Below are 25,957 nucleotides of genomic sequence, written 5' to 3' on the forward strand. Positions count from 1 at the left end.
CCACCAAATCGGTTTCCTCTTGTTCCCTTTGCGCCAAGAAACCACCCTTTCCCCTAAACTAGATTTGGTCTTAGCGGGAGGCACACAGGCAAAAGCACTTGGAATCCTGAGGTATCTAAAACATTCGAATCTTATTTTCCTTTTTTATAGGATATAACCTACTTCTTTAAACGATTGCACAACGGAAACCCATACAATTTTATGGGTCGATGCGGTCTCACCCAAAGCGGATGATTAAAAAGAAATGGGAAGGAAATTTTCTCCGGGTTAATTGCATATTAATACCTAAAAAACTTTAGTTCACCTTATAAAAATCAAAAAACCACAGCCCTTGCAAGCTGTGGTCCAGAAATATGGGTCTATTGGACTTTATTTTCCTCCCAGTGCATTGGCACCGGCTACAATTTCCAAAATCTCATTGGTAATGGCGGCCTGACGAGTACGGTTGTACATCAAGCGAAGTTCCTTCAGCAAATCTCCGGCGTTTTCTGTTGCCTTATCCATGGCAGTCATTCGAGCACCATGCTCAGAAGCATTACTTTCTAAAACAGCCTTGTAAAACTGAATCTTCAAGGAGGTAGGAACCAACTCTTCAATGATGTAGGCTCTGGATGGTTCTAGAATATAATCTACCTCGGCGGCTTTCACCTCATTTTGCTCTTCGTTGGCCATGGGTAAGAATTGCTCAGTTCGGATAATTTGGGTAGCCACGTTTTTAAATTCATTGTACACCAAAACCACCTGATCATATTCTCCCGCCACAAATCCATTCATGGCAAACTCCGCTGCGGACTTGACATTGTCAAAGGCAACTTCGGAAAAAACCTGATAAAACTGATCAATCAGCGTATAATCCGATTTTTTAAAATACTCGTACGCTTTCTTTCCCAAAGGCAGAACAGCGATATCCTTTCCTGCAAATTGCCCTTTGATGGCCACATTGGCTGCTTTGATGATATTGGAATTAAAGGCTCCGCAAAGCCCTTTATCCGAGGTCACCGGAACAATTAGCACCTTATTTACCTCCCGTTTTTGGGCATAGACTAAGTCTTCTGCCCCTTCGGCGGCCGCAGAAACGTTATTGAGGATATTGGTCAACTTCTGAGAATAAGGACGCATCTGCACGATTTTGTCCTGTGCTCTTCTGAGTTTTGCCGCAGAGACCATTTTCATAGCCTTGGTAATCTGCTGGGTAGAAACTACCGAGGTGATTCGCTGCTTTACTTCCTTAAGGTTAGCCATCAGTGCTTAATTGTACTTCTATCAACTAACCGGAGCCGAAGCCCCGGTCTTTGGTATATTACTTTGAAAACTTAGGTGCAAGTTCTGCTGCCGCCTTTTCGAGCAGTTCTCCGGCTGAATCAATATCACCGGCTAAGATTGCTTTCAAAGCATCGGGATAAGAGGAATCCAACAACAAGTAGAACTCCCGCTCAAATGCTCTTGCTTTCTCCACAGGCACTGAATCCATCAAGCCTCGGGTGGAAGCATAGATGATCGCCACCTGATGTTCAACTGCAACCGGAGCATATTGAGGTTGCTTTAGGATTTCCTGATTTCGACGACCTCTCTCGATCGTTCGTTTCGTAGTGGCATCCAAATCAGAGCCGAATTTAGAGAAAGCCTCCAATTCCCGGAACTGTGCCTGATCCAACTTCAAAGTACCCGCTACTTTTTTCATCGTTTTGATCTGAGCATTACCCCCCACCCGAGATACGGAGATACCCACGTTGATCGCAGGTCGAATGCCCGAGTTGAATAGGTTGGTTTCCAAGAAAATCTGACCATCGGTAATGGAGATCACGTTTGTTGGAATGTAAGCAGAAACGTCACCTGCCTGGGTTTCAATGATGGGAAGGGCGGTTAAAGATCCTCCCCCTTTGACCAAATGCTTGATCGAATCCGGGAGATCGTTCATCTGTTGCGCAATCGCATCAGACTTATTGATTTTAGCCGCTCTCTCGAGTAATCTGGAGTGCAAGTAGAATACATCACCTGGGTAAGCTTCCCGACCTGGAGGTCTTCTCAAAAGCAAAGAAACTTCACGATAAGCTACTGCCTGCTTGGAAAGGTCATCATAGACCACCAAGGCTGGACGTCCGGTGTCACGGAAAAATTCACCAATGGCCGCACCGGTAAATGGGGCAAAGAACTGCATCGGAGCAGGATCTGATGCACCAGCCAAAACGATTACCGTATAGGGCATTGCACCGCCTTTTTCAAGGGCAGCTACTACACCTGCTACCGTAGAAGCTTTTTGTCCGATCGCCACATAAATACAGAATACCGGCTCGCCTTTATCGTAAAATTCTTTTTGGTTCAAAATGGTATCAATCACAACCGCAGTCTTACCGGTCTGACGGTCTCCGATAACCAATTCCCGCTGTCCACGTCCGATAGGAATCATGGCATCGATAGATTTGATTCCGGTTTGAAGGGGTTCGGTAACCGGCTGACGATAGATAACCCCAGGTGCTTTACGCTCCAACGGCATTTCGTACAATTCACCAGCTATAGGACCTTTTCCATCAATTGGATTACCGAGTGTATCAACTACACGACCAAGCATTCCTTCGCCCACCTTGAGGGAAGCGATTTTCTTGGTACGCTTGACTGTATCTCCTTCTTTGATTTCTTTGGAATCTCCAAAAAGTACCGCACCGACATTGTCTTCTTCCAGGTTGAGCACCATGGCTTTCAGACCATTTTCAAATTCCAGCAATTCACCGGACTGTGCCTTGGAAAGTCCATAGATTCGGGCCACCCCGTCACCCACTTGGAGTACGGTACCCACTTCTTCAAGTTCGGCCTCTGTTCTGACACCGGAGAGTTGCTCTCTCAGGATTGCCGAAACTTCATCTGGTCTTACTTCTGCCATGATATAGATTGATTAATGCTTTTTAAATTAGATTTTACTTTCGTAATGGTTTTGGCTAAACTCAATTTTCAAGGCGTTTAGCTTACTTTTCAGCGACTCATCAAGAAGACGGTCATTAACCTTCAATACAAATCCACCGATCAATTCAGGATTCACTTTTTCAATAAACTGAACGGTTTTTTTTCCAGAGATTTCTTTGACTAGGTTTTCAAATACTGCCTTTTGAGCTGACTCTACCGGATAGGTAGTGGTAAGTTCGGCGACTTGAATCGACTGATGGAGATTATAAAGCTCTTGGAACGCTTTAGCCACCTCGATCAACACATCCGCTCTGTTTTTACGAGCTACAATCTCAAAAAATTTAACAGTCATTTCTTGAGTATCCTTCGCAAAAAGTGCCTGTAAAACCGTTAACTTTTTATCCGAAGAAACAATTGGGTTTTTGAGTATCAACCCAAATTCCCGGTTTTCTTCCGAAAAAGAAATCAGTTTTTTGAAATCCGCATATACCTCTTCAAGCAATCCTTTTTCCAAAGAAAGTTCTAGGATTGATTTGGCATAGCGAGAAGCAACTCGATGATTAGTCATGGAATTTGATTAGTTTAACTTCAGGTCTTTGACAAATTCATCCACCAACTCTTTTTGAGCAGCTTGATCGGACAAGTTCTTACGAAGAAGCTTTTCTGTCACTTCCAAGGTTAACACCGCTACCTGATTTTTTACTTCAGCCAAGGCTGCTTTTTTCTCATTTTCGATGACTGCTTTTGCGTTTTCAATAAGGATGGCCCCTTGCTTTGTTGCTTCTTCTTTGGCCTCTTCAATCATTCGCTTAGAAGCTTCCTGAGCTTTAGTCAAAATCGTATCACGCTCTACACGTGCTTCAGCCAAAAGCTTCTCGTTTTCGGCTTTGAGATTTGCCATTTCATTTCTCGCTTGTTCAGCCGCTTTCAACGCATTATCAATACTGCCTTCCCGCTCTTCCAAGGCAGCTAACATGGGCTTCCATGCAAACTTCACCAAAATGAAAAACAAGGCTAAGAAGCCAATCAATTGCCAGAATATCAGGCCCGAACTAGGTATAATCAGATCCATGGTAAATGGGATAAATTTCGTTTTTGTTCAAAAGGAAGGGATTGGCCAAGCGCCAATCCCTATTCATTGTTCTTAGAAGGCTACTCCACCTGCGTTCAATGCAATGAGTAGACAAACTACTACTGCAAACAGGGAAACCACCTCGATCAAAGCTGCAATGATCAACATCGCAGTCTGAACCTTACCAGCAGCCTCAGGCTGACGGGCGATAGATTCCATTGCCTGACCACCGATACGACCGATACCAAGTCCTGCGCCAATCGCAACAATACCTGCACCGATACCTGCACCCATAAGTGCCAATCCAGCAGACAATAAGATAGAAGTTAACATAAACGTTAGATTTATAAATTGAACAAAGAAATTCGATTAATGATGATCATCATGGGCATGCTCGGCAACCGCACCTCCGATGTACATCGCAGTAAACAGCGTGAACACGTAAGCCTGTATCGTTGCTACCAATAATTCGATCATATTGATAAAGGTAACCATCAGCGTAGAAACTACCCCGATCGCATAGGATTCAAAGATGAATACCAAAGCAATAAAAGCCAATATCACAATGTGACCGGCAGTAATGGCCACAAACAAACGGACCATCAAGGCAAAAGGCTTGGTAAATAGTCCAATAAATTCAACTACAACAATGATCGGAAGCAAAGCAACCGGAACGCCGGGAGTCGCAAATACGTGCTTCCAATACTCCTTGTTTCCATTGACATTGACAATAATGAAGGTCAACACCGCTAAGGTAAAGGTCACGGCAATGTTTCCAGTCAAGTTGGCGGCTCCTGGAAGCAATCCCAAAAGGTTACCAATCCAAATGAAGAAAAATAGAGTCAATAAATAAGGAACAAATTTTTTGTATTTAGGACCGATTGATTTCTCAGCAATCTCATCCCGAACGAAAACCACCACAGGCTCTACCCAGGAAGCAGCCCCTTTAGGCGCTACGGCTCCGTGCTTTTTATAGTGATTGGCGGCAGACAAAATCAAATACAACACCAAACCTATCACCAAGATCATCATTGCCACATTTTTGGTCAAGGAAAAATCGTAGATCGTCCCTCCGTCTACTCTTCCCAAATGTTCATGTTCATCGATGTATATCCCATCATGTGCGTACTCCTTCCCAAAAAGATGGGTTTCATGATTTTGAAAGTCGGTGGACATGTTAAACTCCAAACCACGGTCAGGAGCGTAGGTAATCACGGGCAGCGGAAGCGTGACATGGGTGTGCCCTACATTGAAAAAATGCCATTCATGCGAATCCTTGATGTGGTGCATGATAAAACCTGTCGGATCTTCTCCTCCTTCGGCTTCAGAACCTGCTGCGAAAGTCGCGCTGGTGAGGCTCAGTAACAATACTGAGAATAAAACACTTAAGGCCAGAATTTTGCGCGTCATCAACTCGTTTTTTTGAGGGCTACTTCGAAATCGGCCGCAAGTTAGAAATAAAGGTGTAGATATCAAAAATCAGGTAGAACAAAAAAATCAGGAAGAAATCCGCTATAAACAAAATAATATTCTCCATTCCCAAAAATACCATAATCCCAATAAAGCCCATGGCACTTAGGATACGAATCACCATCCCCAAAAGCTTGATTTGCAGAATATTTTCAGGAGACTTTTTATAGAGCCAAACAGCCAGACTCGTAATGAAATAGGATAAAAAAGTCAAAAACCCAAAAATCACCCAGATTTCCTGGTGGATTACCTGCGGTAAAACTTGCAATAAAATCAAGATGATCAGGCCTATGGAAAGACTCAATGCCAAAAAACTGAAGTGGAAATTTTTGAATGCCTTCATATGCGGTTGGATTGGTACAAAAATACGGGAAATTATTTATTTGTCCCGCTCATCCCCTTTCATGGAATTCCAAAGCTGATAAAACGCTAAGGCAATGGATAAAAATACGAAGAGTAAAATCCAAAGCGGAAATTTCATGTTGCTTTTCCCTTGGATCCACCATCCCAGCCAGGTTCCACCACCAATAACTGCAAAAAGCTGAAAAGATAATCCGAGGTATTTCACATAAATCGGCGGTTCAAAACGCGGTTTTTGAGGTTCTTTTTTGTTCATCACCGCAAATTAACCAATTTTAGGGCAGCGCTAATCAGCATAAATTTTCTTGGCAAAATAATTGAAAACACTTAAGCGTTCTTAAAGTAGGCTAAAAACCCTATTTTGGTACTCGGATTTCTTCTCCTCTCACATGCGGTTTTTCAAAATCATCCTTCTTATTTCAGTTATTTTTATCGGATCGTGTTCCTCTGAGCGAAATACCTTTACCAATCGGATGTTTCATAATCTCACTTCCCACTACAATGCCTATTACCTTTCGGATGTTAAAATCGAAGAAGTAGTAAGGGAAGTTCAGACCAATTACAAGGAAGACTACACCCAAGTTTTGCCTGTTTTTTACCCGATTGACTCGGCTACTATTCAAGCCAATAAAGAAAAACTGGAATCGGCCAGAGAACTCGCCTCCAAAGCAATCGAATGGCATCGGATTTCAAAATGGGTAGATGACTCATACTACCTTATCGGAAAAATCGATTACCTGCAAGGTCAATTTGATGATGCTCAAAATGCCTTCAAATATGTCAATGTCAACAGCAAAGATAAAGACATTCGTCATCAAGCCTTGATTTCCTTGCTCCGGTTGTATGTGGATTTGGAGGAAGTTGAAAATGCCAATTTCACCATCGATTACCTTTCCAAAGAAAGTGATATAACGGATGAAAACCGATACGAACTGTATCGGACCTTGGCTTATTATTACGAAAAGAGAGCGGATCAAAATGGCGTGATTGGGGCATTGGACCGGGCGCTTGAATATGTCAAAGACCCCAAAGAAAAATCCCGAATTAATTTTATCCTCGCCCAGCGCTATCAAAGGGAAGGATTGGATGCGTTGGCTTACGATTTTTATCAAAAAGCCCAAGAAGGAAATCCCCCTTATGAGCGGAGTTTTTATGCGCAGCTTTTTGCACAGCAAGTTGCCGAACTCAATGCCTCCAAAGACTTGCGAAAAGTGCGTAATTATTACGAATCCCTCTATAAAGATCCCAAAAACCGAGACTTAAAAGATGTGATTGTCTATGAACAGGCACTTTTTGAAGAAAAACAAGGAGATATCCCCTTGACCTTGGACCTGCTCCATCAAGCGGCAAAAGAGCCTGGCAGCAATGAGCGGATGAAGGGATATATTTATGAAAAGCTGGCAGCTATTCACCTTTCCGAATTTCGGGATTACCGAGCCACAAAGTATTATTTAGACAGTGCATTGACGCATATTCCGGAGGGAAGTTCGGCAGCCCTCCAAATTGCCAATCAAAAAGAAACCTTAGATCAGTTTGTATTTCACCTGGAGCGGATTCAGACTAATGACAGCTTGTTGGTCTTAAGTAAGCTTACCGAAGAGGATCAGCGAGTGATCGCAGAACGATTTATCCAATCCGAAGAGGAGCGGCTCATCGCCGAAGCCAAAGCTCAACAGGAGCCGGAAAGTGATGGGATTTTTGATAATCTGCTCGCTTTTGCCGATCGGGGTTCGGGATCTTCAACCTTTTATTTTGACAATGGGGTAGCCATGCAGCAAGGAGCCATTGATTTTTACCGAACCTGGGGGGACCGACCACTTCAGGATAATTGGCGAAGAAGAGCTGTCGTATTTGACAATAGCCAAACCGAGACGCTGGAAGAGGCAGAATCTGGAGAAGAAATCGAAGAGGAATCCAATCCCCTCAATCAACTTCCCAGCCTCGATGAGTTACTCGCTCAGATTCCATCCACTCAAGAAGCCCTATCGACTTTAAACCAGGAACTGGAGGAGTCTTATTTTGAATTGGGAAAATTGCTCTACTTTGACTTAAGTGAGGCCGAAAACAGCATCAAAAATCTGGAGGTCTTGGTCCGGGAATATCCCGAAAGTAATCGAAAACCAGAGGCCTACTACCTCCTTTACCTTGCACAAAAAGACCAAAGCGGGAATTTTCAGCAATACGTGAGTAGACTCAACCGGGAGTTCCCCGATTCCCAATACACCTATTTTGTTAACAATCCCGATGCGGCATCGGGAAACCTAGCCTACATTGAATCCTCCAAACGCTATGAGGAAGCTTACAATTCCTATTATTCAGGGGAATACCAACAAGCCGGAGCGCTAATTAAATCTACTTTGGAGGAATTTCCATTAACCCGAAATACCGAAAGGCTGCTGCTGCTTGACATCATGGTGAGCGGCAAACTCGAAAGCAAATCACGATATCGGGAAAGGCTGGAAAACTTCATTGAAAACTCAGATGAAGGGGACTTGAAAGAATTGGCAAGAAATATGCTAAAACCACTCTTGTCATCGGAGGAACTTGCTGCACTGAATCCCGTAGATTCCACTGCAACAGCATCAGATTCCACTAAGCTGGCTGAGAATGATTCAACGCAGATTACTAATCCTTTGCCAGACTCGCCCTATCAACTCAATGATTCCCAAACCCATATTGTGGTCTTAGTCATGAGTCCGGAAGAGGCAGAAAAAGCACAAGGGGTGGTAGGAGATCTCGAAAATTTCCACGCCAAAAACTTCTCCAATGCACGGTTAAGAACGGGCAATATGAATATGGATCGCGAGAATGCAATCTTTATCATCAGTCCATTTACTGACCGAGAAAAGGCAAAAAGCTATTTCGAGAAGTTTTTGAATGATTTTGAATCGGACCAAATTTCCGAACAGGTAAAAAACAATGCGTTTTTTATTTCCATTGAAAACTTTCAAGTCCTGAACCGTACGAAAAACATCGAAGAATACCGGGCCTTTTTTAAGGTCGCTTACCAATAAAATATGAGTAAAAATACCAGACCTGAGACAGCTCCTTGGGCTAAAAAAACCATCAAATATCTTTGGATTGCATTTGCAGCCGGAATTTTGGGTTTCATCCTATTCGTGTGGATGGTCAGCATCAACTTCCTTGGGCTTTTTGGCCCCCTGCCGGATTTCGAAACTTTAGAAAACCCCGAGAGTGAGGAAGCCTCTGAATTATATTCCTCAGACGGGGTATTGCTCGGAACCTATTACCGGGAAAATAGATCTCCGGTCAGCTATCAGGAATTATCTCCAAATCTGGTCCAGGCGCTCATCGCCACAGAAGATGTGCGATTTGAGGATCATTCAGGGATCGATTTAATTGCCATGATCCGCGTTTTTGTCAAATCCATCATCCTCCAACAAAGTGCAGGCGGAGGTTCCACCTTAAGTCAACAGACCGCCAAAAACCTCTTTAAAACCAGAAATGTGGATAATCAGGGGTATTTGAGCTCCGTGCCTGGACTGCGAATGCTGATCGTAAAAACCAAAGAATGGATTGTGGCTACTCAACTGGAAAAAGCCTATACCAAAAATGAAATTTTAACCCTGTATTTAAATACCTCTGAATTCGGCTCCAATGCCTACGGCATTAAAACTGCCGCTTCTACCTTTTTTGGGAAGGACCCTTCGGAGTTGAACGTACAAGAATCGGCAGTTTTAGTCGGCCTTTTCAAAGCACCCACGTATTACAGTCCGGTTTTTAATCCGGACAACTCCTTCCGAAGAAGAAATACGGTATTGGGACAAATGGTGAAAACCGACGCCATCACCCAGGCGGAATACGACTCAATATCCAAATTACCCATTGAATTGAATTACAATGTTTCCAATCATAATAAAGGATTGGCGACTTATTTTAGAGAAGTAATCAAAGCAGACTTGATTCGTTGGACCAATGAAAATATCAAATCGGATGGTTCCTCTTATGACCTGTTTGGGGATGGATTAAAAATATACGCAACCATAGATAGCCGCATGCAGCAATATGCCGAAGAAGCGGTAGAAGAACACATGCGTGCGCTCCAGGAAAAGTTTTTCAACGAAATGGGAAATCGGGATCCTTGGATAGATAGCGACGGCCGGGTAATTCCAAACTTTATCGAAAATGCGGTAAAAAGGACCGAAGCTTACCGCTTGCTGAAAATTCGGTACAAGGACAATACCGATTCGATCGAATATAAGCTCAATGAGAAGAAACCCATGAAGGTGTTTTCTTGGAATGGGGAAATTGACACCCTGATGAGCACGATGGACTCGATGCGGTATTACAAAAAATTCCTGCAAACAGGATTTATGAGCATGGACCCACACACCGGACACATCAAAGCCTGGGTTGGTGGCATCGACCACAAATACTTTAAGTTTGACCATGTCAAGCAAAGTAAACGACAACCCGGCTCGACCTTTAAGCCATTTGTCTATGCTGCGGCCATCGAAAACGGGTATAGTCCCTGCTATTCGGTGATTGATCAACCGGTAGAAGTCTATATTCCTGGGCAGCCTGCCTGGTCTCCATCCAACGCTGACGGGAAATTTACCTATGAAAAAATGAGCATTCGTAAGGCCATGGCCAAATCAGTTAATTCGGTAACGGCCTACATGATGAAAAAGCTCAGCCCTAAAATCGTGGTGGAGACCGCAAGACGATTGGGAGTTACCAGTGATTTGGAAGAGGTCCCAGCTTTGGCTCTGGGAGTAAATGACGTGTCTATCTTCGAAATGGTGGGGGCCTTCGGGACCTTTGTCAACAAAGGAGAACACACCACCCCATTTTACATTGATCGGATTGAGGACAAAAACGGAAATGTCATCCAGCAATTTACTCCTAAAAAGCGACCCGCTATGAGTGAGGAACATGCCTACCTGATGACTTACATGCTCCGAGGAGGATTCGAAGAAGAACAAGGCACCAGTCAGGGCGTCCCTTGGGCCTTACGGGAAGGCAATCAACTCGGCGGAAAAACTGGGACGACCCAAAATGCCTCCGATGGTTGGTACATCGGAATCACAAAAGACTTGGTTTCCGGAGTTTGGACCGGAGGCGATGACCGAGCGATTCACTTTAGAAGCTGGATTGATGGGCAAGGGGGACGAACCGCTCGCCCGATTTGGGTCAAATACATGGAAAAAGTGTATGCTGATCAGAGTTTGGGATATACCAAAGGACCTTTCCCTATGCCTGAACGGCCACTCAGTATTGAAATAGATTGTGATGTTTACGAAAAAGAAAGTCAACGTTTTGTAGAATTTGATTACGATTCGAGAAAAAATGATTTTTAAATTCCTTCCATTCCTTTCATTAAAACAGTCTCGTTTCGGGACTGTTTTTTAATTTAGTCCTATGCAATCTTCCTCATTCACACCCGAAGCCCACCTTCAACTCCCCGACCATCCTGGGGTGTATAAATACTTCAACGAGTCGGATGAGCTGATCTATGTGGGAAAAGCCAAAAGTCTGAAAAAACGCGTCAGCAGCTATTTTAATAAGAGTACTGGAGTCAATTTAAAAACCCGACGAATGGTGAAGGAAATCCGTCGGATTGAAATCACACTGGTTAATTCCGAGTTTGATGCCCTCTTGCTGGAAAATAATCTGATTAAAAAGTCTCAGCCCAAATACAATATTCTGCTTAGGGATGATAAAACCTATCCCTATTTACTGATTACCAAAGAACATTTTCCTAGGATTTTTCCAACTCGGAAATACATTCCCAAACGAGGAACCTACTTTGGGCCTTTTGCCAGTGTCAAAGCGATGAATAATGTATTGGACCTCATCCGGGAATTATTCACCATTCGCACCTGCAAGCTGGACTTGACACCCTATAAAATCAATGAAGGCAAATACAAAGTTTGTCTGGAATACCACATCGGTAACTGCCAAGGGCCCTGTGTGGGCAAGCAGGTTGAAAAGAATTACCTCGAAGATTTGGAGCAAGCCAGGCATATTTTAAAAGGTAATTTGGGACAGGCTAAAAGTATTTTCAAGCAGCAAATGCAGGAATATGCCGAGAATCTGGAATTTGAAAAAGCCCAACGAACCAAAGAAAAATTAGACTTACTCGAAAAATACCAAGCCAAGTCTTTGGTGGCCAATCCCAGCATCCACAATCACGATGTGTGTACCATCGTAGTCGATGAAAAACAGGCCTACGTGAATTACATGCGGGTAAAAAACGGTTCACTCATTGTTTCCAAAAATGTTGAATTGAAGAAAAAGCTCGACGAGTCGGAGGAAGAACTTCTGGTAGCCGCATTGATCCGGCTTCAGGATCAATTTAACAGTGACGCCGACGAAACACTCACCAACATCACCATCACCGATCCCATTGAAGGTCTCAACCTCATTCAACCCAAAATTGGAGACAAAAAGCAGTTAATTGAGTTGTCGGTGAAAAATGCGCTCTTCTATAAAAAAGAAAAAGCCTTGCTTCAAGGCTTGAATCAAGATAAAAAAGATCGGGTCATTCGTCAACTCCAGCAGGATTTAAGTTTGCCGGAGATACCTGACCACATCGAATGTTTTGATAACTCCAACATCCAAGGCACTAACCCAGTGGCTAGTATGGTTTGCTTTCTTCATGGAAAGCCTGCGGTGAAAGAGTATAGACATTACCACATCAAAACAGTAGAGGGGCCCAATGATTTTGCCAGTATGAAAGAAATCGTCGGAAGGCGATACAAGCGCTTAGTAGAGGAGGAGAAACCTTTACCCAAGCTCATTGTCATCGATGGGGGAAAAGGACAACTCTCCTCGGCTGTGGAAGCCTTACAGGAATTAGGGCTCTATGGCAAAATGCCAATCATCGGAATCGCAAAACGCTTGGAAGAGATTTATTTCCCTGGCGATTCCTACCCTATCCATATTGACAAAAAATCCGAAAGCCTAAGACTTTTACAACGGATCAGGGATGAGGCCCACCGATTTGCCATCACTTTTCACCGAAAAGTCAGAAGCAAAAATGCCTTTGGAACACAGTTGACCGCCATTCCTGGAATCGGGCCAAACACTGCGGACAAATTGCTATCCCATTTTAAATCGGTCAAGAAAATAAGTTTGGCAGGGGAGGAAGAACTTGCCGCAGTTATTGGAAAAAGCAAGGCGGCTGAATTAATCAAATGGAAAGAAAAAAATAAAGGGGCCTGAAGCCCCTTTTAAGTTTACCATTCCCAAAGGGAATTTTCAAATTCTAACAGATCGTATTCAAAAGCCAGCGCATCCAAATAGGCTTGCATATCCGGATCAGGATGATCCAAATCTACCATATCAGCAACTAAGGCTTCATCCGGATTGGTATATCTTCTCACCACAGATCTGAAGAGTCTGGATTCGAAAGCCTCATCATAGGTCAAACTTTTGGAAAGATTCTTAAAGTTGATCCATCTGGCTTCGGGATGATCTTTGAAATAGTTGAAGAAGTCCTTGTAGCGAATATACCCGATGGTCTTTTCCCCTGCGTTTGAATTAGTCGCAGAAGGCATCACCAAATGGATAAATTTGATATCAAACACCATATCGGAATGGTGTTTGTCAAAGACAAAATCCTCTTTAAAATCCAAGTAATACAACTGCTTGGAGAAAATACTATCCCCGGTAGCATTCAACCAGAAATTTTCCTGAAACTCTGCAATGGAAAGCGGCTGGGTGAAATCTTCATCACCGAATACTTCAAGCGCATTTTCTTCTACAATGGCATCGTAAATCTGATTAATGATTCCATTGTCTTTTGCATCTCCGGAACCATAGAGTGAAAGATTATACTTCTCCCTCAAATCTATTCTTCGCCAAACTCCAATCTGATACATTTTATCATCTTCGCGAATTTTTTTCGCAGAGAAAATGGTATCCATATCAAACTGTCGATCTCCAAATCCAGATGGATTGACACTTGTTGCTACTTGTGCCTGAGCAGTAAGTGGAGCAAAAAGTCCAAATACCAAGGCTGCAAGGATTAATTTTTGAAGGATAGTTTTCATCATCTTTTATTCTAGATTCTTATCGGAATATTATTTCACCCCGATCCGAATGATTTGATTCAATGTCGAAGGAATTTTATTTCCTCTGAAGTTGGTTCGAGTCACTTGATTGACCACGACTACAATATCATCACCCGGTCGGGCACTTTCTAATAACTGACGCATGGCGATAGTATTGCCACTTGCTATTTGAATGGTCTGTCTTGGCACATCATTTCTCAATAAGCGTACCTCGCCTCCAGTTACTTCAAAGTTTGCGTCCTTGGCCATGGTTCTTCCAAATGTCGGCTCAGGAACAGCTTTTACTTGAAGACCAGTCAACGAACCAATGGCTTGAGATTGACTTAGATCAACTTCATTGCCATTGCCCATGACAGGAACAATAGAAGGTGCAGGAACCGGTTTGATGTCAAATACCACATCATCGATTTTATTTCCTCCACTACTCACTCCGATGGTAACCTTACCTGAAGCTCCTGGAATGATGGTTACTTGCCCAGGAGAATTTCCTTTGATGGACTGACCATTGCTGATTGCAAATTCAGGAGCATAAGTGTTTCCAAGAGCAGGTACTTCGATTAATAATTCGTTTGCGCAATCTGCATACAATTGCTGTACCACTTCGGAAGAAACTTTTACCACAGGTTGGGCCACAAAATATTCGTACTCAACCGGAAGTACTTGATCTTCTCCTCCGATGTTGGTGATAATTTCACCCGATAAAACTCTACGGGCAAGGCCTCTATCATCGTATTCCGATGCTGGAGTAGCGGTAAATTCAATTCGTCCAAACCCTTTTTCATCCACTTCAACTGAGCGTCCATCCACATTCATAGTCGGACGGGCGGAAGAGGAGGAGGAAGCAATAAACATAGTACCTTCAAATTTGGTACCAGCTGCTACAATATTGGAGACTGCTGAAATTTGAGCCTCCGTGATATCTGCTTTGAAATAAAAGGATCCAATGGTATTGGCTATGGTAGCCAAAGCCTCACTTTCAATATTCAACACTTCGTTTTGGTATTGCGAAAGTAAAGCCAACACGGCTCCTACTGGGGATTTAACAAAGTTCAAATTGGTGAAGTCTTTATTTCGAGCTTCACTGTCATTTTTAAACAAGTCAATCTCAGCGGCATCTAAAGCGATCGGGTTAAAGGACTGATCGGTAATTCCAACCCCTTCCAAAATTTCTTGGACTTTTAGTGGAAAACCATTCAAGGTAGCTTTTAACTCTTCTCCTTTGCCATTGTTGACAAAAATATTACCCGCAACCTCGGTATTCTTCAACGAGGAATTGACGAAGTTTCCTTCTTCATTTTTCGCTCCAGATTGTTCGATCAATTGCTTTTTCAATTCCTCTAGGTAAGCCGTAATCTCTTTGCTTGCTTCACGGATTTCCTGAGCAGCTCCTACTTTGGGGACATCCTTTTCATTATTCCCTTGCTGTTCTACCGTGTATTCGATTGATTCAACGGTTGCTGCATTTTTGAGCATGTAGTTACGCGAGGTGCGCTCCATACCGTCGTTGATCAAGACGAACTTTTGAAGGATCTGATTACTTACCTGAAGTGCCAACAATGCGGTCAGCACCAGGTACATCATTCCGATCATCCGCTGTCTAGGTGTTTCTTTTACTCCTGCCATTTGTTCTTATCTAATGGTTTTTTGTGAATTGAAAAGAATTAACCTTTCATAGCGGATAGCATTCCACCATATATTTTATTAAGAGAGCTGACATTTTGGTTCAGCTTGGCAAGTTCGTTTTTAAACGCTTCAGTTTCTTTTCCTGCTTCGCTTAAACCTTCCATTGCCGCAGTCATATTTGAATAGAATTTATTCAAGGTCTTCACATGGCTGTTGGCATCCTGCAATTCCATTTCATAGACAGCATTCAGGGCGGAAAGATTTTTGGTTACCGTGACTACTTGGGTATGATATTCCTTTGCGTCTTGTGAAGCAGCTGACATTTCCGTCAAGGCAGCAGCAGTTTTACCGTAAGATGCATTCATGTCCACAAGGGTCTTGGCAGCAGATTTCACATTAGTGGCATATTCGTTCGTCGCTACAGCGGCATCTGCAAGATTCCCCATTTTTTCGGCTGAACTAGCCAAATTTTGCATGCCCTTACCTAGGCTTTCGATCAACTCAGGACCTATCTTTGCCTTAGCTAGCATGTCATCCAACTTCTGAGAAGTTTGATCTCCTGCCACGGCTGCGGCTCTTGGAGCTCTTTTCGGAGCAGCAACTCCGTCCTCGGCTAATTCGGGATAGACTTTAGACCAATCCACTTCATTCGCCCTAGGCTCGAATGCGGACAAGAAGAAAATGATCGCTTCTGTGGTCAATCCAATACCGATCATCCAGTTTGCGCCTTGCCAATCAAGGATTTTAAACATCGCTCCTAGGATTACGACTGCCGCACCGATGCCATAGATTTTGGGCATGATGCTGGAATAAAAGAAGTTGCTGTTACTAGCCATTTTTTGAGTAGAAATTAAGGTTTTTGGTTTTTATAGGGTGGGTATTTGATAATTAACGTCTTCTTCTGGCACTGGATTTCACATCCATAGATCCAGATCTTCCAATAAAGGTGGTGACGGTCCGGAATCCAATATGCGCCTGGGCTACGTCTTGATATTCGTAAGTCCGGGTGGACGTCTCCAAATAGTGTGCGATGTCTTTCCAACTTCCTCCTCTGACCACTTTTCTGGGTTCGGTCGGTACATCATAAACCGGATCCAAATCCCAAGTGGCAGTCCGAGAGGTTGGGGCATAGGCATCAAGGACCCATTCAGCTACGTTACCTGACATGTTGTGAAGACCAAATCCATTGGGGGCAAAAACGTCTACTGGTGCGGTATACGCAAATCCATCGTCAATGTAATTCCCGCGACCGGGTTTGAAATTGGCCATCAGGCAGCCTCTTTTATTTTTCAAGTATGGACCTCCCCAAGGATACTTTGCGACGTCCTTACCGCCTTTAGCCGCATATTCCCATTCTGCTTCTGTGGGTAATCTAAACGAGGGAGCATCAAAGTTGTACTCGTCGTTAGCATTTTGATGGTAGGTTCTCCACTCACAGTATTTTTTGGCCTGATCCCAAGTAACCCCTACCACTGGATAATTGTCAAAAGCGGGATGATCAAAATAGTATTCCATCAGAGGATCCCCATAATGATAAGAAAAGCTAGTAGACCAAACTGTTGTATCCGGTCTGAGCTCATCGTAATTTAATTGAGGCTCATCTTTCAGGGTGGTTGGAGTACCGGTAGCATATACTCCTTCTTTAACCGCTTCTAAAAATTGACGATACTTATTATTAGATACCTCATATTTATCCATGAAAAACTCAGATATGGTAATCTGTTTGTTCATTGAGGATTGAGTGAAGGCAATATCCTCATCGGACTGACCCATCCAGAATGTACCAGCTTTAACTGGAACCATATCGTAAGGAAGATTTTGCTGCCAACTATCACGCTTAGCAACACCAGTCACTTCACCTCGTCGGTTCATCTTTTCACTTGCAGTTCCTTTCTTATTGAAGAGTCCGCAACCTGGAAGAATTGTCGCTATGGCCAAGCCTACTATAACCGGCGTAAAGCGTAGGTTGAATTTATTATACATAAATGACGTTTTTTATATCATCAAACGAATGTGCGCATTAAAACATACTCAGAGAGCGAAATTTAGCAGAATTTAATTCATTTATGCAAATAACCTGCCAAAATTAAATAAAGTTAAAATTGAACTTTTTTAATATTTCGCGCTCCAAATTAACAAACTATACGATTAAAATCTAAACCTGGGAGTCCGCTGAATAACCCGCTGTACATCTCTCCGAGCCGTACGGAGTAGATACCGAAGCATCAATTCGTGGCTAGTGGGAGATTTAGCCTCTAACCCACTGACCACCAAATCAAAGGCATATCCCAGATTTAATGAATTATCTGGCAGTATCGCATATCCCATGAGTATACTAATTGATTCTTCTCCTCGATAAGCCAAACCTCCAGAAATCCTATTTTGGTGCGTTGCCATAACGCTCACATCATAGGAAAAATTATTAAACCCTGCAGATTTTATCAATAAACTAGGTTCCAATCTCAATTGGCCAATCGGACGAACCCGATAGCCCGCTAGTAAATAACTATGATTGACTAATTGGTTGCCATAGCTCCCCTCCCCAAAATCAAATTGAGGCTCATTCAAATGTCTGGAGCTCAAACCTAAGTAATAATCTCCCCGATCAAAAAGAATTCCCAAGCCAATATTCAAATTCATGGAATTCTCTCTGCCTGAGGTGGGTAAATTTGGTTCAGGATTGACTACTATCAGCTCTCCATAATCCAAAGTACTCGAAAAAAAACCGATGGATCCACCCACGCTCAGAGTAGCTCGATTGATTTTTTTATGATAGGCCCCCTGTAAGTTTAGCTCCAAATTGGATGTAGGACCAATTTGATCATTGACAATAGTTAAGCCGTATCCAAGATTTTTACCCTCCAAACTCCCTTGTGCGGTAATCAGTTGGGTGACGGGAGCTCCTCCTGTTCCACTGCTTGTTTGATAATTGGCCCATTGGGTCCTGTGAAGCGCAGAAAACCGATAACCTCCTTCTTTTCCTGCAAATGCCGGGTTATAATACAGGCCATTATACATGTATTGGGTAAACTGCGCGTCTTGCTGCGCATAAACCTTTTGACTGAACAAAAAGCATAGGATCAATCCCATTCCAAAAAAGCACTTCCGATAACCTTTGAAAATCATTTGCATGTGGTTTCGTCAAATAATAAAGACTAGTGTAAGAATTTAAACTGAAAAACCACAGGTTTTGATTCTAAGATTTACAAATTGTTTGCTTTTTTTATGTAAAGCTCCAAAGCTCCTGTCATACTTGGCGCGTTGGGCAGGGGAGCTTCGATGTCCAAAATGAGATCAAGCTCACGGACCGCCTGGGCGGTGGTGGGCCCAAATGCAGCAATCCGGGTATTTCCTTGCTCAAAATCAGGGAAATTTTGTTTCAGTGATTTTATGCCAGAGGGACTGAAAAAAGCCAAAATATCGTATTTCACATCCGCCAAATCGGAAAGATCGGCGGCCACGGTATGATAGATGATCGCTTCGGTAAAGGCGATTCCGTTTTTGTTCATGTAATCCGGAATGTCATCTTTACGAATATCCGAACATGGAAAGAGGTATTTTTCAGATTTGTGCTTTTTGAAATAATCAAACAAATCCTCAGCAGTTTTTTGCCCCACAAAAAGCTTTCGCTTTCGGATGACAATGTATTTCTGAAGGTAGTGTGCCGTTTGATCCGAAATGCAGAAATACTTCATATCTGCAGGCATTTCAATTTTAAATTCCTTACAGATATTAAAAAAATGATCAATGGCATTTCTACTGGTGAAAATCACCGCAGTATGCTTCAAGATATCGATTTTTTGCTTCCTGAATTCTTTGGGAGGAACGGGCTCCACCTTAATAAACTGCCTAAAGTCAATTTTCAGATTGTATTTTTCGGCGAGCTGAAAGTATGGCGAATTGACATCGCTAGGCTTTGGTTGTGAGACAAGAATACTTTTGACGGGTTTAAACCGATCCTTGATAGTTGCATTCATGCGTAACTGTCCTTGAGATTTTAGTTAAAATTGACCCAATCCCATAATCCACTTGGAAAAGATCAGAAAGGGCACTAATTCTGCGATGCAAAGGTAAGTAAATAAATGATATTTCTTAAAGCTTAACCGATTCATCATCATAAAGAATAAGACCGAAACCCCTAACAGGTAAAACCAAAAAAATCCATTTAGGGTATATTCAAGTACAAATTCCATCCGATAAAAGGAATTGAGTAGGAAATAAGACAGGATGAGTATCACGATCATGCCGGACCAAACAATGAGCCGGAGTAGGTAAAAGAAATGGGCATATTCCATTTTGCCCAAATCAAATAAAAAGGCAATCAAGCGGATTCCTAGAAATTTTAACACCGTCAAGCCCAAGAAGAAAAAACCTCCCATTAACCAAATAAGGTAAAGCGATGGCGTTAAGGCTTGTTGTATCTGCGTGATAATATCAGGTCTGAATATCAGCAAACCGGTGATGCTCAAAAGGGAAAGGAGCAGATTAACACTAAACACATAAAATACCACATCCAAGGAAAAGAATTTTTGCAAACTCCCCACATCTGAAAAATCTTCATCACTCAACAGTCCCCTGGGCTGCAGCATCAAGGCAAATAAATAGGGGTAAACCATTTTAAATACTGCAATCATCACTAAGATTACCAAAAGACTGATCACAAAAAAATCTCGGATTTTTTGGCGTTCTTGACCACGGATACTTATCCCCTCATTCGAGGCCTCCTGCTTATTTCTCAGAAATTTGTCCCCGATTATTTTGGCCAAATAAACTCGATCTGGACTAATCCCTTCTTTAAATAAGGTCAGCTGAAATTTATCCATTTCAAGTTCTTTGGACACTGAGTTCACTTCCCGTCTGATCACCGTGTCTGATTCTGCATAAAACCATAGTTTTTCTCCTGCAAAAACCACCGTCTCCTCAGGTAGCTCCAAATAAAAAGTTGATTTGGGAAAGGTTCTTAAATCCAATTCCTGACTAATCCAATCATGAGATTCAAACCAAGTCCCTAGCCCCCCATATTCCCAGCGATCATTAAAATCTTCCAGCGTTTGGGCATGAGTCACAAGTGAGCCCCCAAACAGAAGCGTACAAAACAGCAAATGGAATCGTTTCAACATAGTTTTAACCGCATGATTTTAAAAGCGCGCCAAATATCCAAAGTGAATTTTTGAAAAGGACAGGGAAAAGGGCTGTTCAGCAGATTTTCCTACTGCATAGATAAACCGAAACAAACCCGAACCAGTATCCAAATTAAGTCCAGCCCCAAGCGCAAAGGGTTGATCTATTTTTCCTGCAAAGTAAGGGTTTTCTAAAATCCCGGCGTCTGCAAAAATGAGAAGATACGACTCTTGATCAAAAAAAAGCCGTTGTTCCAAATTGAAATAGGAATATGCGGAGGCAAAGAAAAAATTTTCATTAAACCCTCGAATACTGCTCAGTCCCCCCGCTCTGAAAAGATCATTGAGAAAAAGATTCTCATTTTGAATCCAACCACTTGCCGATCGGAGATAAGCTCCCCAAAACGGTTTGAAATAAATGTGCTTTTCAATCTCCAGCTGCAAGGCATATTGGGGAGTATTTAAATTCCTATCCCCGTATAAGTCCTCAGGAAGTGCCGTATTTTGAAGGAGGCGTTTGTTTCCAGCAGAAAACCGAAAATCTAGCAGAAAGCCTCTCCGAGGAAAAACTGGCTGATCCAGCCCGTTTGCTACAATTCCAATTCCAAATTCATTCCACCGGAAATCCGCAAAATCCGGAAGCTCAGTAAGGTTGTTAAATCCAAAATTTGCCAGAAGATCACTGGCCTGTCTTTTGGTAAAAAAGCGCACATAGACCTGTTGATTGGCCCGGAATCCTAGGGTTAAGCCCAGATGCCGTTTGAGGAACGTGGAATCTTGCTTAAGCAACCTGAAATCACCCCAAATATCGATACCCGAATTAAATACAAAAGATTCCTTAAATCCCAAATCCAAGCTTTGAGTCAGCTCATTGAAGCGCTGCCATTTGAGCTCCACATCCCTGCCCCTCCCGCCTAAATGGTAGAGTTGCAAATCCAGCTGGCCGGTAATCAACACCTTTTGCGGATCGTTTTCATTGGGAAGCAACCCAATAATCCCATCGATTACATTGGCATTCCGGTCACGCAACAGAAAATTAGGCTGGGCCTTCTGAAAGCGAAATCTCACTCCAGGTGCTTCTTGAAGCTCAAAATAGGGAAGACGACTCATCCGAATGGCACTGCGGTCCAGGTCCTGCTGAGAAAAAGGCGCTCCTACCTCCAGTCCACTGAGTCGCTGCAGGTACTTGGGATTCGTTTTACTGGAAGATGCAATCTCTACACTATCCCAACGAATTTCCGGACCTTTGTCCAGAAAAAGGGATCCAGACAACCGATTCCCCTTTAACTCCAAACTATCCAATTCCAGCGATGCAAATGGAAATCCAGTATTTTGGAGTTGCTCCAAACAGGCGCTGAGCAGCTGATTGTAGGCCTCTAGGCTAAGGGTTTTGCTTTGCTTTTCCTTCCAAAGGTTCGATGGCAGATTTTGATTTCTCAGATCGACCCATTCAATTTTAGGCCCATAGTACAAACGGATTTTCAGGGAATCATTACGATTAAATTCCGACTCCCAGCCGGCTCCTACATAACCCAGACCTTTCAATTGGGCAAGTAAGGAATCGATCTTGGACTCTCGCTTCTTTTCGGTTTCAAAATTTTCCCAGCGAATCTCTTTGCGGTCCTTCTCGGGCCAACCCAGCCAGTAGCCCTCCTGTGCGAATGCTGAATTGGCAAACAGCAGAAGGACGATTAGGCAATGATATGGTAGGCTTTTTAGCGGCATCGAGTTTAATTATCTTTGCAAAATAACTAATTCTACATGGCAGGCATTTATATTCATATTCCTTTTTGCAAACAGGCCTGCCGATATTGTGATTTCCATTTCAGCACCAATACCACTTTGCTGGATGAGCTGATTGAGATGATCGGAAAAGAGATTACGCTTCGGGCAGAATACCTCAAAGGGCTTCCCATCCAAACCCTCTATTTTGGCGGGGGCACTCCCTCTCTGCTCCATCCCCGATGGATTGAGTTTTTGATGCGCAAAATCCAAGAAACCTTTGCCTTAGATTTAAAAGAAGTCACCCTCGAAGCAAATCCCGATGATCTGAGCGAAGAAAAGCTGATTGCCTGGAAAACTTTGGGAATTGATCGACTCAGTTTGGGAATTCAAAGCTTTGATGAAGCAGTGCTCCAGTTTTATCATCGAGCGCATTCGGCCGCAGAATCCCATCGCGCCATTGAAAAAGCCAGAAATGCGGGCTTCAGTAAATTCAGCATGGACCTGATTTATGGATTCCCCTCCTCCAGTCATGCGCTTTGGGAAAAGGATCTCAACTTAGCCTTGGCACAAAACCCCGGACACTTGTCCTGCTATGGACTGACCGTAGAACCAAAAACCGCCTTGGGCAATTGGACAGAAAAAGGAAAATTTTCTCCCGCCTCTGACGAGTTTATGGCCGAGCAATTTGAACTGATGCAAAACCTCACTGAGCAGGCTGGGTATGAACAATACGAAATCTCTAATTTTGCGCTGCCCGGTCATCGTTCCATTCACAATACCTCCTATTGGCTGGGCAAGCCCTATTTGGGATTGGGACCAGGAGCTCATTCTTTTGACGGGGAACACCGAGGAGCAAATCCAAGAAATAATCCCTCCTACATCCGATCACTTCAAAAAAATCAGATTCCCTTGGAGCGAGAGATACTCACAGAAACCGATCGATTGAATGACTATCTGCTCACCGCACTCAGGACGAGCTGGGGAGTTGATTTACGCTGGTTAAAAAACCGCTTTGGATTCGATTTGAAAAGCGAGCGATCTGCCGTTTTGATTCAAATGGAAAAAGAAGGATGGCTGCTTTGGAAAGATAATACCTTATCTTTGAGTCGAAGCGGAAAATTAATTGCAGACAGCATCGCTGAAGCCTTATTTTTATAAATCCTATGTACCCAAATAAACATTTCCCCGGAAGAAAAAAAGAAGCTGCGCCTATGGAAGAGGCTTTTCAGGAACTACTGAAAGCCTATCGATTGGAAGATAAATTCAAAGAAAAATCTCTAACCCACGATTGGGCGGAGCTAGTTGGAAAAACGGTAGCTGACCGAACCGAATCGGTCTTTATCCGACAAAAAAAACTAGTGGTGAAAATAAACTCCGGACCGGTAAAACGTGAATTGCAATTCAGTAAGCGTAACATTCTGGAGCTGATTCACGAACGCTACGGAAAAGACCTCATTGATGAAATTGTATTTGTATAGGGCTTTGACTCCTCAATTATAATTTTTTAACAATTTGGGAGTTAGCTTAACAATGAACTGTCATTTTTTTCGGATTCCAATGAGTAATATTGGGAATTGATTTTATGCCAAAACTACCTTCGATACATATCGGCAAGCTCAGCTTTCTACTGGCTATTTTAGTCTGGCTTGCCCTGCTTTTTGTGGATTTGGTAAGGCTTTTTGGCAAAATCAACAATATGGATGCGGGAATTGCCCAGGAATTCACCTGGATTTTGGAGGCGCTGTTTTTCCTGATGATTTATTTTTTTTACCAATATCGAATAGCCAAAGACTCCAAAAATGATTTCCTGGAATTGATCTGGCGGGCAGCCTCCACCGGGATTTTTGCCACCGGGGTGTACGTATTAATTCAGATTTTTTATTTCCTTCTGGGAGACACTAAACTTGCCCAGGATCCTTTCCTAAGAAATTTCTTTTATCATGTGCATTTTGCGCTGATTTCGATTTTTATCATTTCTACCTCCTTGATCTGGAGAAGTCTGATTCTTTACCAAAAGACCAAGCAGGTCGTCAAACAATGGCAAACCTATGAGCTCATCTTATTGAGCTGTCTATTCTTTGTCTTTTTTCAGCCGATCTCCTTCGATTATCCTTTTCTATTTGTTTTGGCGATTACCATTCTCATGGCAGTGGTTCTCTCGGTCAATCTCAAGTGGATTCCTTACCTGACATTCAAGGAAAAATGGAAAACCTTACTTTTTCTGTTTTTCATCCTGTTGTGTGCCAGCTTACTCTTTGTTCAAACCAATCGATTTCTTTCCTCGACAGAAATGTACCCCATCAATTTGATGGACAATCTCTTTTTAATTTCTTTATTTTTCTTCACCATCATCTATGCCTTTTTTAGCTTTCTGGTTACCTTATTCAACCTCCCTACCTCCTCAGTTTTTGAGCAAAAACTTACCGAAGCAATCAATTTTCAGCGTCTCAGCCAATCCATTAAACCGGAAGAAAATGAAGAGCAGGTACTGGATATTTTACTGGATTCCTGCATGAGCGCCTCCTATGCTGATGGAGCTTGGCTGGAGGTTTATACTGAATTGGAAAATGGAATTGCTCAGGTGCGTTTTTTGGATCAAAAATCCAAAAAAGAGCTGGTTGCATTAATCGAGCAAAACCAACTTAGACAAAACTGGCTTGCCGAAAAAATGGCAGATCACATGCAGCCACTTTCTTTGAAAATCGATCACCCTAAATACCTCACCGCTTTGATTGTCCCTATCGTGGTCAATAAATCTCTGATTGGACAGCTGGTGCTGTTCAAGGAGGTACGGGACGGGTTTAACAAGGAAATGGTCAACATCATCAGTACCTTTGCACGTCAGGCGAGTATTGCTGTAGAAAATCACCGACTCCTCAATCAGGCCGTAAAAAATGAGCGCTATCAGGAAGAGCTCAAAATTGCACAGCGAGTGCAAAAATCCCTTTTACCCTCCAAACTAGACCATGATGAGGCCTTTGAAATCTGTGCGTACTCCAATGCCGCAGATGAAGTGGGAGGGGATTATTACGATACTTTTCAGCTTGATGAACACCGATTTGTCATTATTATCGGAGACGTATCCGGAAAAGGAACCTCGGCTGCTTTTCACATGTCTCAAATGAAGGGGATTTTTCACAGTTTGATCCAACTGAATCTGAGCCCTTCGGAATTTATGATCCGGGCCAACGCAGCCCTCAGCCGATGTTTGGAGCGCAATCACTTCATTACAGCGTCTATTTTTATCATTGATACGCAAAAGAAATCCTTCTGCCATGCCCGTGCGGGACACGTTCCTGCTCTGTTGTATCAAAATCAAGTTAAAAAAGCCGAATACCTGGGGATTGATGGACTGGGTTTGGGAATTTTGAGAAACATCCAATATGAAAATCACGTTGAGGAAAAGACCTTCCCCTTTCAAGGTGGTGATTTACTGGTCTTGTTCACTGACGGAATCGTAGAGGCAAAAAATCAACAACATCAACAATTTGGATTTGAACGAATTCGCAGCTTAGTCGAGAAACATCAAACCCAGCATCCTCGTGAACTACAGACCATCCTAGTGGATGCCCTACATGAATTTGTGGGAGGAGATGGAATGATAGACGATGACTACTCCACGGTCATTGTAAAATTTACCTGAATACACC

The 25,957-nt window shown here is 42.8% G+C and carries 22 protein-coding genes; 6 read left to right on the forward strand and 16 right to left on the reverse strand.

Going from position 1 to position 25,957, the window contains the following annotated elements; all coding sequences use genetic code 11:
• Nucleotides 1–369: 369 nt before the first annotated feature.
• The 8 genes from atpG to Q0L00_RS09090 all read right to left on the reverse strand — a co-directional run bounded on the left by atpG (nt 370) and on the right by Q0L00_RS09090 (nt 6,056).
• Nucleotides 370–1,242, reverse strand: a complete 873-nt coding sequence (atpG, locus tag Q0L00_RS09055) for an ATP synthase F1 subunit gamma (RefSeq protein WP_297336557.1) — start codon at nt 1,240–1,242, stop codon at nt 370–372.
• 58 nt (nt 1,243–1,300) lie between these two features.
• Complete coding sequence (atpA, locus tag Q0L00_RS09060) at nt 1,301–2,878, reverse strand: F0F1 ATP synthase subunit alpha (RefSeq protein ID WP_297336558.1); 1,578 nt, start codon at nt 2,876–2,878, stop codon at nt 1,301–1,303.
• 27 nt (nt 2,879–2,905) lie between these two features.
• Nucleotides 2,906–3,466 carry an ATP synthase F1 subunit delta gene (gene atpH / locus Q0L00_RS09065; protein WP_297336559.1) on the reverse strand — a complete coding sequence of 187 codons (561 nt, stop codon included), beginning with the start codon at nt 3,464–3,466 and terminating at the stop codon, nt 2,906–2,908.
• Nucleotides 3,467–3,475: 9 nt separating this feature from the next.
• The gene (locus Q0L00_RS09070) at nt 3,476–3,970 is read right to left on the reverse strand and encodes a F0F1 ATP synthase subunit B (protein ID WP_297336560.1); all 495 of its coding nucleotides are present in this window, start codon (nt 3,968–3,970) and stop codon (nt 3,476–3,478) included.
• Nucleotides 3,971–4,042: 72 nt separating this feature from the next.
• Complete coding sequence (gene atpE, locus Q0L00_RS09075) at nt 4,043–4,303, reverse strand: ATP synthase F0 subunit C (protein ID WP_087938802.1); 261 nt, start codon at nt 4,301–4,303, stop codon at nt 4,043–4,045.
• 36 nt (nt 4,304–4,339) lie between these two features.
• On the reverse strand, nt 4,340–5,380 hold the full coding sequence (atpB, locus tag Q0L00_RS09080) for a F0F1 ATP synthase subunit A (RefSeq protein ID WP_297336561.1): 1,041 nt from the start codon (nt 5,378–5,380) through the stop codon (nt 4,340–4,342).
• A 19-nt stretch (nt 5,381–5,399) separates the two neighbouring features.
• Complete coding sequence (locus Q0L00_RS09085) at nt 5,400–5,783, reverse strand: hypothetical protein (RefSeq protein ID WP_297336562.1); 384 nt, start codon at nt 5,781–5,783, stop codon at nt 5,400–5,402.
• A 36-nt stretch (nt 5,784–5,819) separates the two neighbouring features.
• Complete coding sequence (locus Q0L00_RS09090) at nt 5,820–6,056, reverse strand: AtpZ/AtpI family protein (protein ID WP_297336563.1); 237 nt, start codon at nt 6,054–6,056, stop codon at nt 5,820–5,822.
• 133 nt (nt 6,057–6,189) lie between these two features.
• Here Q0L00_RS09090 and Q0L00_RS09095 point away from each other — a divergent pair, with 133 nt between their 5' ends.
• The 3 genes from Q0L00_RS09095 to uvrC all read left to right on the forward strand — a co-directional run bounded on the left by Q0L00_RS09095 (nt 6,190) and on the right by uvrC (nt 12,988).
• Nucleotides 6,190–8,814 (forward strand): tetratricopeptide repeat protein, encoded by a 2,625-nt coding sequence (locus Q0L00_RS09095; protein ID WP_297336564.1) that lies wholly within the window; start codon nt 6,190–6,192, stop codon nt 8,812–8,814.
• A gap of 3 nt (nt 8,815–8,817) precedes the next feature.
• Nucleotides 8,818–11,121: a transglycosylase domain-containing protein gene (locus Q0L00_RS09100; protein ID WP_297336565.1), complete on the forward strand. Its 2,304-nt coding sequence runs from the start codon at nt 8,818–8,820 to the stop codon at nt 11,119–11,121.
• A gap of 61 nt (nt 11,122–11,182) precedes the next feature.
• Nucleotides 11,183–12,988 (forward strand): excinuclease ABC subunit UvrC, encoded by a 1,806-nt coding sequence (uvrC, locus tag Q0L00_RS09105; protein WP_297336566.1) that lies wholly within the window; start codon nt 11,183–11,185, stop codon nt 12,986–12,988.
• A gap of 14 nt (nt 12,989–13,002) precedes the next feature.
• Here the strand turns inward: uvrC and gldN are convergent, their stop codons facing one another.
• From gldN to Q0L00_RS09145, 8 genes are all read right to left on the reverse strand, one after another.
• Nucleotides 13,003–13,818, reverse strand: coding sequence for a gliding motility protein GldN (gldN, locus tag Q0L00_RS09110; RefSeq protein ID WP_297336629.1), 816 nt, complete (start codon nt 13,816–13,818; stop codon nt 13,003–13,005).
• Between the two features lie 30 nt (nt 13,819–13,848).
• Nucleotides 13,849–15,462, reverse strand: coding sequence for a gliding motility protein GldM (gene gldM / locus Q0L00_RS09115; RefSeq protein WP_297336567.1), 1,614 nt, complete (start codon nt 15,460–15,462; stop codon nt 13,849–13,851).
• Between the two features lie 38 nt (nt 15,463–15,500).
• Nucleotides 15,501–16,298, reverse strand: coding sequence for a gliding motility protein GldL (gene gldL / locus Q0L00_RS09120; protein ID WP_297336568.1), 798 nt, complete (start codon nt 16,296–16,298; stop codon nt 15,501–15,503).
• Between the two features lie 52 nt (nt 16,299–16,350).
• Nucleotides 16,351–17,445, reverse strand: coding sequence for a gliding motility lipoprotein GldK (gldK, locus tag Q0L00_RS09125; protein WP_297336569.1), 1,095 nt, complete (start codon nt 17,443–17,445; stop codon nt 16,351–16,353).
• A 165-nt stretch (nt 17,446–17,610) separates the two neighbouring features.
• Nucleotides 17,611–18,588 (reverse strand): type IX secretion system membrane protein PorP/SprF, encoded by a 978-nt coding sequence (locus tag Q0L00_RS09130; RefSeq protein ID WP_297336570.1) that lies wholly within the window; start codon nt 18,586–18,588, stop codon nt 17,611–17,613.
• 77 nt (nt 18,589–18,665) lie between these two features.
• Nucleotides 18,666–19,439 (reverse strand): uroporphyrinogen-III synthase, encoded by a 774-nt coding sequence (locus tag Q0L00_RS09135; RefSeq protein ID WP_297336571.1) that lies wholly within the window; start codon nt 19,437–19,439, stop codon nt 18,666–18,668.
• A gap of 24 nt (nt 19,440–19,463) precedes the next feature.
• Nucleotides 19,464–20,582, reverse strand: a complete 1,119-nt coding sequence (locus tag Q0L00_RS09140; protein WP_297336572.1) for a DUF4271 domain-containing protein — start codon at nt 20,580–20,582, stop codon at nt 19,464–19,466.
• A gap of 18 nt (nt 20,583–20,600) precedes the next feature.
• The gene (locus tag Q0L00_RS09145) at nt 20,601–22,307 is read right to left on the reverse strand and encodes a BamA/TamA family outer membrane protein (protein WP_297336573.1); all 1,707 of its coding nucleotides are present in this window, start codon (nt 22,305–22,307) and stop codon (nt 20,601–20,603) included.
• A gap of 36 nt (nt 22,308–22,343) precedes the next feature.
• On the opposite strand from Q0L00_RS09145, the gene hemW reads away from it, so the two are divergent.
• The 3 genes from hemW to Q0L00_RS09160 all read left to right on the forward strand — a co-directional run bounded on the left by hemW (nt 22,344) and on the right by Q0L00_RS09160 (nt 25,950).
• Nucleotides 22,344–23,465 carry a radical SAM family heme chaperone HemW gene (gene hemW / locus Q0L00_RS09150; RefSeq protein WP_297336574.1) on the forward strand — a complete coding sequence of 374 codons (1,122 nt, stop codon included), beginning with the start codon at nt 22,344–22,346 and terminating at the stop codon, nt 23,463–23,465.
• 5 nt (nt 23,466–23,470) lie between these two features.
• Nucleotides 23,471–23,785, forward strand: a complete 315-nt coding sequence (locus tag Q0L00_RS09155) for a DUF721 domain-containing protein (RefSeq protein ID WP_297336575.1) — start codon at nt 23,471–23,473, stop codon at nt 23,783–23,785.
• Between the two features lie 104 nt (nt 23,786–23,889).
• Entirely contained in the window at nt 23,890–25,950 is a 2,061-nt protein-coding gene (locus tag Q0L00_RS09160; RefSeq protein WP_297336576.1) for a SpoIIE family protein phosphatase, read from the forward strand.
• Nucleotides 25,951–25,957: the final 7 nt, after the last annotated feature.

Origin of the sequence: Algoriphagus sp., from assembly GCF_024305035.1 — a bacterium.
Taxonomy (GTDB): Bacteria; Bacteroidota; Bacteroidia; order Cytophagales; family Cyclobacteriaceae; genus Algoriphagus.